At 70.2% G+C, this 9,735-nt stretch carries 13 protein-coding genes; 3 read left to right on the top strand and 10 right to left on the bottom strand.

Annotation, left to right across the window (positions count from 1 at the left end):
• Positions 1-22 precede the first annotated feature (22 nt).
• Positions 23-955: a DsbA family protein gene (locus ACFYY8_RS34150; RefSeq protein ID WP_390048218.1), complete on the top strand. Its 933-nt coding sequence runs from the start codon at positions 23-25 to the stop codon at positions 953-955.
• Positions 956-1,012: 57 nt separating this feature from the next.
• On the opposite strand, the gene ACFYY8_RS34155 is transcribed toward ACFYY8_RS34150, so the two are convergent.
• The 9 genes from ACFYY8_RS34155 to ACFYY8_RS34195 form a co-directional block, all read right to left on the bottom strand.
• The gene (locus ACFYY8_RS34155) at positions 1,013-1,309 is read right to left on the bottom strand and encodes a DUF1416 domain-containing protein (protein WP_352014620.1); all 297 of its coding nucleotides are present in this window, start codon (positions 1,307-1,309) and stop codon (positions 1,013-1,015) included.
• Positions 1,309-2,148: a sulfurtransferase gene (locus tag ACFYY8_RS34160; RefSeq protein ID WP_390048220.1), complete on the bottom strand. Its 840-nt coding sequence runs from the start codon at positions 2,146-2,148 to the stop codon at positions 1,309-1,311. Before ACFYY8_RS34160 ends, ACFYY8_RS34155 begins: the two co-directional genes overlap by 1 nt.
• A gap of 15 nt (positions 2,149-2,163) precedes the next feature.
• A complete protein-coding gene (locus ACFYY8_RS34165) occupies positions 2,164-2,562 on the bottom strand; it encodes a DUF4395 domain-containing protein (RefSeq protein ID WP_352014618.1) in 399 nt (132 codons plus the stop codon).
• A gap of 62 nt (positions 2,563-2,624) precedes the next feature.
• The gene (locus ACFYY8_RS34170) at positions 2,625-2,735 is read right to left on the bottom strand and encodes a putative leader peptide (RefSeq protein WP_390048222.1); all 111 of its coding nucleotides are present in this window, start codon (positions 2,733-2,735) and stop codon (positions 2,625-2,627) included.
• 62 nt (positions 2,736-2,797) lie between these two features.
• Positions 2,798-3,214: a TlpA family protein disulfide reductase gene (locus ACFYY8_RS34175; protein WP_390048225.1), complete on the bottom strand. Its 417-nt coding sequence runs from the start codon at positions 3,212-3,214 to the stop codon at positions 2,798-2,800.
• A 94-nt stretch (positions 3,215-3,308) separates the two neighbouring features.
• Positions 3,309-4,124: an anti-sigma factor family protein gene (locus ACFYY8_RS34180; protein WP_390048227.1), complete on the bottom strand. Its 816-nt coding sequence runs from the start codon at positions 4,122-4,124 to the stop codon at positions 3,309-3,311.
• Positions 4,121-4,672, bottom strand: coding sequence for a sigma-70 family RNA polymerase sigma factor (locus tag ACFYY8_RS34185; RefSeq protein ID WP_184712468.1), 552 nt, complete (start codon positions 4,670-4,672; stop codon positions 4,121-4,123). Before ACFYY8_RS34185 ends, ACFYY8_RS34180 begins: the two co-directional genes overlap by 4 nt.
• 27 nt (positions 4,673-4,699) lie before the next feature.
• Positions 4,700-5,380, bottom strand: coding sequence for a DUF2993 domain-containing protein (locus tag ACFYY8_RS34190; RefSeq protein WP_390048228.1), 681 nt, complete (start codon positions 5,378-5,380; stop codon positions 4,700-4,702).
• 146 nt (positions 5,381-5,526) lie between these two features.
• Positions 5,527-5,778 (bottom strand): MoaD/ThiS family protein, encoded by a 252-nt coding sequence (locus ACFYY8_RS34195; protein ID WP_352014615.1) that lies wholly within the window; start codon positions 5,776-5,778, stop codon positions 5,527-5,529.
• A 205-nt stretch (positions 5,779-5,983) separates the two neighbouring features.
• Here ACFYY8_RS34195 and ACFYY8_RS34200 point away from each other — a divergent pair, with 205 nt between their 5' ends.
• Positions 5,984-6,697 carry a winged-helix domain-containing protein gene (locus ACFYY8_RS34200; RefSeq protein ID WP_390048231.1) on the top strand — a complete coding sequence of 238 codons (714 nt, stop codon included), beginning with the start codon at positions 5,984-5,986 and terminating at the stop codon, positions 6,695-6,697.
• 48 nt (positions 6,698-6,745) lie between these two features.
• Here the strand turns inward: ACFYY8_RS34200 and ACFYY8_RS34205 are convergent, their stop codons facing one another.
• A complete protein-coding gene (locus ACFYY8_RS34205; protein ID WP_390048232.1) occupies positions 6,746-8,575 on the bottom strand; it encodes a bifunctional metallophosphatase/5'-nucleotidase in 1,830 nt (609 codons plus the stop codon).
• Between the two features lie 131 nt (positions 8,576-8,706).
• On the opposite strand from ACFYY8_RS34205, the gene mshD reads away from it, so the two are divergent.
• Positions 8,707-9,615: a mycothiol synthase gene (mshD, locus tag ACFYY8_RS34210; RefSeq protein ID WP_390048234.1), complete on the top strand. Its 909-nt coding sequence runs from the start codon at positions 8,707-8,709 to the stop codon at positions 9,613-9,615.
• The last annotated feature ends 120 nt before the right edge of the window (positions 9,616-9,735 follow it).

The following is a 9,735-nucleotide window of genomic DNA, read 5'->3' on the forward strand; positions in this document are numbered from 1 at the left end:
GGGCCCGTTTGTTGGAGCGGCTATGAAGCGCATCGAAGTCTGGGCGGACATGGTCTGCACCTGGGCCCACGTCGGCAGGCAGCGCCTGGTGAGTGCGGGGCTCGGCGAGGACGTCGAGGTCGTCTGGCGTCCCTACCAGCTCGACCCGACGGCCCCGGGGCCCCGGGACGAGACTCCGCGCGACCCGGCCACCCCCACGGAAGAGGCCCCGCGGGGCCCGATCTGGGGTGCCGTCCCGCAGCCCAACACCTTCGACGCCCACCGGGTGATCGCCATCGCCTACGAGCGCGGCGGCTCCGCCCTGCAGGGCGCCGTCGTCGAGCGGATTCTGCGCGCCCACTTCACCGACGGTTCGGACATCGGCGACCGCGCCGTCCTGGCCGATCTGGCCGCCGAGGCGGGTCTGGACGGCGTGGCCGAGGCGCTCGCCGCCGGAGAGGGCACCGAGCAGGTCCGCTACCAGCTCCTGCGCGGCAAGGCCATCGGCATCGGCACCTCACCGACCTTCGTGGTCGGCGACCAGGCCGTCGCGGGCGCCCAGTCGCCGGAGGTCCTGCGCGACCTGGTACGGCACGCCGTCCCCGGCCGTGATCTCCCCGAGGAGGTCACGCGCCTGCGCCACGCGGAGTCCCTGCTCGACGCCCGTGACCCGCTCGGCGCGCTGGAGATGCTCCGTCCGCTGCTCGAAGACCACGGCGACGACCCGGCGGTCGGGCTGCTGGCCGCCCGCGCCTACTTCGGCTCGGCGCAACTCGGCCGGGCGCTGCGGACGCTTGAGTCGCTGGTCGAGCGCGCCCCCGGCGACCACTACGCCAGGTTCCTGCTCGGCCGGACCCTCGAACGGTCCAACCGCCCCGGCGAGGCCCTGCCCCACCTGCATCTGGCCGCGGCCATGTCCTCCGACCCCGCCTACGCCGACGCGGTCCGCAGAGTCGAACGACGCGGAGCCGCGTAGAACACGAGAAGCCGGTGCCCCAAGCTGGGGCACCGGCCTCTCGGAGATCAGGTCTGGTCAGACAGCCACGGCGAGCTGCGTGACCTCACCCAGGCGGGCCTGGGCGGGGATGTCCTTGGTGACGCCACCACCCGCGATGATGCGGACGGTCCACTCACCGGGAGCGGCGAAGAAGCGGAAGATGCCCTCTTCGGACACCACAACCTCACCGGTGAACTCGCCGGAGTGGTCGAGCAGGCGGGCGTAGGCCGTGCCCGTGCCCGAGACCACTCCCTGGATGACGGCCTGGGTCGAAAGGTCGATCCCGGCCGGAAGGGCGATCGTCTGTTCCGGAGCAGCGCATCCCTGAGTCATTATCGAGCCTCTCCCAGTTCGATCGGCACGCCCACGAGCGAGCCGTACTCTGTCCACGAACCGTCGTAGTTCTTGACGCTGGCCTGACCGAGCAGCTCGTGCAGGACGAACCAGCTGTGGGCCGAGCGCTCGCCGATACGGCAGTAGGCGATGGTGTCCTTGGCGAAGTCGACGCCCTCGGCCTCGTAGAGGGCCTTCAGCTCCTCGTCGGACTTGAAGGTGCCGTCGTCGTTGGCCGCCTTGGACCACGGGATGTTGCGGGCGGTCGGCACGTGGCCGGCGCGCTGGGCCTGCTCCTGCGGAAGGTGCGCGGGGGCGAGCAGCTTGCCGGTGAACTCGTCGGGCGAGCGCACGTCGACCAGGTTGAGCTTGCCGATCGCGGCGACGACGTCGTCACGGAAGGCGCGGATGGCCAGGTCCTGCTCCTTGGCCTGGTAGTTCGTGGCCGGACGGTTGGGGACGTCCTTGACCAGCTCGCGGGAGTCGAGCTCCCACTTCTTACGGCCACCGTCGAGCAGCTTGACGTTCTCGTGGCCGTAGAGCTTGAAGTACCAGTAGGCGTAGGACGCGAACCAGTTGTTGTTGCCACCGTAGAGAACCACGGTGTCGTCGTTGGCGATGCCCCGGGAGGAGAGCAGCGCCTGGAAGCCCTCGCGGTCCACGAAGTCGCGGCGGACGGGGTCCTGAAGGTCCTGCCTCCAGTCGACCTTCACGGCGCCACGGATGTGGCCCTTGTCGTAGGCACTGGCGTCTTCGTCGACCTCGACGAGGACGACGCCCTCGGTGTCGAGGTTGGCCTCGACCCAGTCAGCGTCCACCAGGACGGCGGAGCGGCTCATCGGAATCCTCCGGGATTAATTTGCGGCGGGAAATATACGGCGAATGATCAGGAACATCTCGCAGCCAAGGCAGAAACCGAAGGCGGCGTTGAGAAAGGCGGCGAAGAGTGCCGCGGCGGTGGCGCCGAGGGCCAGCGGCGTGATCTGCGTGACGTAGCCGACCAGACCCACCAGGGCGAAGACCAGACCCACACCCTGCGCGAAGCGCGGGGGGGTCGCGTCCTCCAACTCCGGCGGAGGGCTTTTCACGATCCCTTTGAAAATCATCCCGTACGGCGAGGCACCGAGAAGGCCGAGCGCGAACACCACGGTCTGGGCTCCCAGCAACCAGACGCTGCCCGTCACGAGGACGAGAGCGAGGACGACGGTCGTCAGAGCCGCGGAGAAGCGAAGGGCACGGGGATCAACCTGCATCGCTCGATGCTCCTGAAGGGGTGTACAGATCGGTGCGGCATGGGACCGCTTGAGATCGCCCTTTAGGAAGCGCGACAGAGCGCGGTGGCGACGCGGCAGAAATCTACCGCGCGCCGCTTAGTCAGCAGCTCTGTCGAGGGGTTCATGTCGAAGACACTACATTGACGCTCCATCGTCTGTCACATCCCTGCCCACAGTGTGAGACAAATTTGCCCAACGAGTGATATTCACCTGTTCACTCACCGACCGCGAGGCCGAGCGCCCCGATCACGTCGGCCTTACGTGGCTGCCCGGAGGCACGTTTCACAACACGTCCTGACGCGTCAAGGATCAGTACGGTCGGGGTTCGCAGAACGTTCAGCGAACGGACGAGGTCGAGGCGGGACTCGGCGTCGATCTCCACGTGCTCCACCCCGGCCACCATCGCCGTCACCTCGGACAACACCCTGCGGGTCGCCCGGCAGGGCTGGCAGAAGGCGCTGGAGAACTGCACCAGCGTCGCCCGCTCTCCCAGGGGGACTCCGAGATCGCCGGACGTCAGCCGTTCCACGTCGCCCCCAACCTCACGCGGCACGCCGTCGCGCCGCCGTACGATCACGCCGACCAGCGTGGCCAGGGCCAGCGTGACGAGAACCACTGCCAATCCGGTCACGGAGCACGACAACACGCGCCCGCGACCGGTCATTCCCCGCGACCGGTCCGGGCCCGGCCCGAACCCGGGCCCGGACCGGAGTGACGGGACCCGTTCAGGGAACGGCCACGCCGACCAGCACGCGTCCCTGGGCCGTGGTGACCTCGACCCTGGTGACGGTCCCGAACGGGATCGTGGTGCTCCCCTGGAAGGGGCCGGAGCGGTCGTAGGCGGCCTTGTTGACCACCCAGTTGGCCGCCGTCTGGCGCCGGCCGTCCGCGCCGACCACGTCGAGTCTGCACGGGGTGCCCTTGGCGATCCCGGAGACGACGACCTTGACGGTCGTGGTGCCCTCCCCCTCGGCCATGCTCACCGTGACGTGGACGGGGCCGTTGTCCCCCTTGACCGTCCGGCGCCTCTCCGGGACGTCGGAGAAGATCCGGGCGTCCTGGGAGGTCTCGTTCGAGGGGGCCTCCGAGGGCACGGTGGCGTACCCCTGCCCCCCGTCGTCCTTCATCGCCTTGGACAGCTGCCCGCTCTCACCGCCCGCCGAGGCCGAGACCGCCGCGGGCAGCGCCTCGGAGGAGGCACCGTCCTGAGCCGGGCGCATGGCCGACCACATGGTCCCGCCCAGGCCGACGACCAGCACCGAGGCCGCCAGCGAAAGCAGCGTCCTGCTCATCCTGCGCCGTCTGACTCGCGCGCTCAGCAACCGGTCGAGTACGGCGTGCGGCGGGCTGACCGCCTGCGCCGCGTCCTCCTGGGACACCTTCTCCAGGAAGGCCGCGACCCCCGTCAGCTCCTCGAACTCCGCGCGGCAGCCCTCGCACTCGGCCAGGTGCGCCTCGACGAGCACGCACTCCTCCGGTTCGAGCGCCCCGAGCACGTACACCCCGAGCGACATCCGCACGTCGTCACAGGTCATCATCATGGCGCGAGCCCCCGCTCCTCCAGCGCCAGCTTGAGCGCCCGAAGCGCGTAATACGTGCGCGACTTCACCGTTCCGGCGGGGATACCGAGCGCCTCGGCGGCTTCCTTTACCGACTTCCCCTGGTAGTAGACCTCGGCGAGCACCTCGCGGTGCTCCGGTCTCAACGTGGCCAACGCCTCGGCGACCGCCCACGACTCGACGGCCCGCTCGAGCTCGTCGTCGGCGGGCACGACGGCCAGCGCCTCGTCCCCCATCTCCGGCGGACGCGCCTTGCGCGCCCTGTGCTGGTCGACGACGAGGTTGCGGGCCACCGTGAACAGCCACGCGCGGATGGGCTTCCCGCTGAGCGCGTCAGGGTGCCGCCACGCCCGCAGCAGCGTCTCCTGCACGACATCCTCCGCTCTCCCCGGGTCACCCGTCAGCCGCAGAACGTAACCGTAGAGTGGGCCGCCATGCTCGTCGAAGAGCGCTCTGACGAGCTGCTCGTCGGCGGTTCCGGCTTGGCTCACACCCTCACGACGTACGGCGCGGCGCTTCGGTTCAGTCATACGTCGCCCACCTGGGAGAGCGCGTCCTCAGCCGTGCAGGGGAACGTCGGTCGCCTCACCGGAGACCCGTATCCCCTGGGGCACGACGCGCACGCCAGTGATCTTCACGCCGAACGGCAGGTCCTTGACCGGGATGCGGTAGTCGATGAACCGCTCCGGGTTGGGCACCGGGATGCCGCCGCCGACCGTGACCTTCTCCGGGGCGAACCGGATCTCCCCCGCGGAGACGCCGATCTTCAGGTCGGCCTTGACCGGGACCTTCTGGCCGAGCACCGTGACCTCCCCGTCGACCGTCAGGGTGTCGCCGTCGACCGCGACCCTGATCCCGCGCGGCGCCCTCTGGTTCAGGACCTGCAGCGGGACCACCACGGTTCCCTCGACCCGTCCGGCGCGGATGTCGGCCCGCCCCGAGTCGAACAGCAGGTCGGACAGCGGGGCGGTGACGTCGTGAAGGGTGAAGTCGACGCTGGACAGGCGCAGCCCGTTCAGGACCATCGGGCCCGCCGCGACCTTGACCTCGTCGTAGCGCCCTGCGACCGCCTGTGTGAGGAACGGGATGCCGAGGATGCTCACCTCCGGCGATCTGTCCAGGTCGTATCTCGCGGTCGCCTGCCGGGCGATCTCCCGCTGCGCCCCGGCCACGGCCACCCTGTCCAGGATCGCGAGCAGAACGAGCAGCAAAACCAGGAAAGCGACCAGCCTGCGCATCTGACTCCCCGTTCCGTGCCTCGACCCGGTGTCTCGACTCAGGGCCTCTCAGTGCCTCGGTTCAGTGCCCCGGTCCGGCCAGAGTGCCATCGCAGCACATCCCCCGGCAATTCTTCGCAAAACACCTCACCAACCGCCGGATCCGATCACCCACCGGCGAACGGCGGCAGCACCTCGACCGTCACGCCGTCGGCGAGGACGACCGTCTCGTGCGCCCGCCTGCCGACCGGATGACCGTCGACCAGGAAGGACGAACGCCCGACCACCCTGGCCAGCTCCGCGCGTCCCCGGGTGACCTCCGCGAGCAGTTCGGCCAGCGTCCCCGCCTCGAAGGGCTCCTCCGCGACCCCCGAGGCCTCCTTCGCCGCCGCCCAGTAGCGAATAGTTCCTCTCGCCATAGTCCGACCAACCCCTCCCATACACACTGGGTCATCATCCTGTTACCGTGAATCCACGAGGTGAACCGTGTTCATCAGCTGGACACTCCATGGACGCCTCAGCCACGTCGGCTATCCTCACCTACACGGGACCTGGGCGACGTAGCCCCCGGGTCCTTACGTGTTTGTACGGCCAGCAGCCGGCACGACGCGGGAAGGAGGCACCGTGAGCAATCTCCTGCTGCTCACCAACGCCCTTGAGCCCTCCTCAGAGGTGCTCCCGGCGCTGGGACTTCTCTTGCACTCGGTGCGGGTCGCCCCCGCGGAGGCCTCGGCGCTGATCGACATCCCGCCCGCCGACGCCGTACTCGTCGACGCGCGCCGTGAGCTGGCCCACGCCAAGGGACTGTGCAGGCTGCTGCGGACCACGGGCATCACCTGCCCGCTGCTGGTCATCGTCACCGAGGGCGGTCTGGCCGCCATGACCGCCGAGTGGGGCGTCGACGACGTCCTGCTGGACAGCGCGGGCCCCGCCGAGGTCGAGGCCCGGCTGCGGATGGCCGTCGGCAGGCTCGACCTGTCCGCCGTCGAGGAGGTCCCCGACGAGATCCGCAGCGGTGACCTGGCGATCGACGAGGCCACCTACACCGCGCGGCTGCGCGGCCGGGCGCTGGACCTGACGTTCAAGGAGTTCGAGCTGCTGAAGTACCTCGCGCAGCACCCGGGCCGGGTCTTCACCCGCGCCCAGCTACTGCAGGAGGTCTGGGGCTACGACTACTTCGGCGGCACCAGGACCGTCGACGTGCACGTCAGGAGGCTGCGCGCCAAGCTCGGCGCCGAGTACGAGTCGCTGATCGGCACCGTGCGCAACGTCGGCTACCGTTTCGTCCCCGAGCGCGGCGGCGAGTCCGCCGGCGAGCGCGAGCCCGCCCACCACTGACGGGCGCCACGCGGGACCTCGACCGGCCCCGCGCGACGCCCCGGATCGTCAGGGAACGACGGTGATGTGGGTGGGAGCCGGAGGCGTGATCGTCGGGTTCGCCGCGAAGTAGGCGGCGAAGGAGTCGATGTCGAGCGGCCCGCTCCACACGTCCGTGCCCTTGGTGAACTCCGCGAAGGCGTCACCGCCGCCGACGAGGAAGTTGTTGACGGCGACCCGGATGCTCTGGGTGTCCGTCACGGCCACTCCGTCGATCTTGAGGCCGGAGACCTTCGAGCCCCACGCGGCACCCGTGCTGTAGGTGTAGGTGAGGTTCGAGGACGGCTGCAGGATCTTGGTGAACGGCTGCGCGTTGGGGCCGCCGGGGAACTGCTGCTCCAGGACGGTCTTCAGCTGGGCGCCGGTGAGGGTGATCACCTGCACGAGGTTGTTGAACGGCTGCACCGTGAACGCCTCGCCGTAGGTCACCACGCCGTCGCCCTCCCCTACGGGGGAGCCCGCGTAGCTGAGGCTCGCCCGTACGCCGCCCGGGTTCATCAGGGCGATCTGCGCGTTCCCCCCGTTCTTGGACGCGGCGAGCTGGCCGTCGGCGATGAGGTTGCCCAGGGACGACTCTCCCGAGGGGGCCGCGGCGTTGGTGACATCGGCGGTGATCCTGCCGATCGGCTTGTTGGCCACCGGCGCGACGCGCTCCTTCCAGGTCTGCACGAACGCGGCGATCTCCGGGTCCGGGGTGACCGTACGGGTCACCACCTGGTTGTCGGCCACGACCGAGGAGCGCACCACGTCACGGGTACGGACGTCCACCCGGAAGTCGACCTTGGTGATCACCCGGCCGAAGGAGCCGCCCTGGCTGAACAGGCGGGTGCCGCCGGCCGGGTCGGTCACCTGGCACAGGTAGGCCTGGTGGGAGTGGCCGCTGAGGATCATGTCGATCTCGGGGTCGACCTGGGTGGCGATCCTGGTGCCCGCGCCCGGCTGCGCGCTGCAGGCGTCCGGCGACCGGCCGGGCGTGACCTGGTCGCCCTCGTGCATCAGCACGACCTGGGCCTTGACGCCGACCAGCTTCAGCAGCTTCGAGGCGACGTTGGCCGCCTTGACCTCGTCGGCGAACCGCAGGTCCTTGATGCCCTCGGAGGTGACGATGCCCGGGGTGGTCTGGGTGACCAGGCCGATGAAGCCGACCGGTACGCCGTTGACCCAGCGGACGGCCACCGGCGGCAGGGCCGGGATGCCGTACCCCTTCAGCAGGTCGTGTAGGGATCCGCTGTCCTTCCCGCCGAGCGCGGCGAGCGCCTCCCGCTCCGCTCCGCCGCCCGGGTTCTTGAAGAGCACGTTGGCGCCCAGGTAGCTGTAGCGCGCGCCCTTCCAGGGCCCGGCGGGCGAGCAGCCGTCCGTCGGGTGGCAGCCGCCGTACATGATGCGCCGCAGTTCGGAGTACCCCTCGTCGAACTCGTGGTTGCCCACGGCGGAGGCGGTGACGCCGATCTTGCCGAGGAACTCGACGGACGGCTCGTCGTGGTAGGCGGCCGACAGCAGCGGGCTGGCTCCGATCAGGTCTCCCTGGGCGACCTTCAGGGTGTTCCCGTCCGTCAGTTGCTTGAGGTGGGTGGCCACGTAGGCGGCGCCGCCGGCCTCGACGGTCGCTCCGGTCTCGTCGACCATGCGGCCCGAGGAGCCGGTCGGCGGTTCGAGGTTGCCGTGGAAGTCGTTGAGGGAGAGCAGGCGGACGGGGACGGTCCGGGGAGCCTTGTACGCGTTGTGCGCGTTATGTGCGGTTCCCTGGGTCGCCGCGGTCGCCGGGCCCATCGCGAGCATGAGGCCCGCTCCGGCGAGAGCCCCGGCCATGGCCAGGCGCTGGAAGGTACGAGACGTCATGAACCACGACATTAAAGTGACGACCTATGCAAGGAATGTCCTAGAGGTAACGATTAACCGTCCCGAATGGTGGCGGCTTTTGCCACTCCCCGACCATCGGCTGAAATGCCACTGCGCATAAAGTCCAGAACATGAACGTGCGCGTGGAACACAGGGAACGACTCTCCGATTCTCAGGTGGCCGCCGTCCTGGCGACGGCCGAGGCCGCGACGGAGGCGGACGGCGTGGGACCGCTCAACGAACAGGCGCTGCTGCAGCTGCGCCACGGCGGTGAGAAGACGCGTTCCGTGCTGCTGTACGCCGGGGACGACCTGGCCGGTTACGCGCATGTGGACCTGGCCGACTCGACCGCCCCGAGCGGGGAGCTCGTCGTCCACCCCGCCTTCCGGCGGCGAGGCTACGGGCGTCGCCTGCTGCTGGCCGTACTGGAGGAGACGGGAGGGCGCCTGCGCGTGTGGGCGCACGGGGGGCATCCCGGGGCCGAGGCCCTGGCCGCCGTCGCGAATTTCACCAGGGCCAGGTCGCTGTGGCGGATGCGCCGCCCGCTGGCCGTCGAACTCCCCGCCTTCGAACTCCCCGAAGGCGTACGGCTGCGCGCCTTCGAACCCGGCTCCGCCGACGAGGAGGCCTGGGTCGCGCTCAACGCCAGGACCTTCGCCGACCACCCCGAGCAGGGCGCCTGGACCCTGGAGGATCTCAGGCTGCGCGAGCGGGAGCCGTGGTTCGACCCGGCGGGTTTCTTCCTCGCCGAACGGCACGACCCCGCGGACGGTACGGCACGCCTGGCGGGGTTCCACTGGACCAAGGTGCACGACGGCCCCGAGCCGATCGGCGAGGTCTACGTGGTGGGCGTCGACCCCGCCGAGCGGGGTGGCGGACTGGGCAGGGCGCTCACCCTGGCGGGCCTGGCGCACCTGCGCTCCCTGGGGCTGGCCCAGGTGATGCTGTACGTCGACGAGAGCAACACCGCGGCGGTCCGCCTCTACGAGAGGCTGGGCTTCACCCGCTGGGATGTGGACGTCATGTACCAGCGTCTCTGACGGGGTCGCGGGGGGGGGGCGGGGGGCCCCCCCCCCCCCCCCCCCCCCCCCCCCCCCCGGCGCGGGCCCCCCCCCCCCCCCCCGCCCCCCCCCCCCCCGGGGGCCCCCCCCCCGCCCCCC

Origin of the sequence: Streptosporangium sp. NPDC001559, from assembly GCF_042893955.1 — a bacterium.
Lineage (GTDB): Bacteria > Actinomycetota > Actinomycetes > Streptosporangiales > Streptosporangiaceae > Streptosporangium.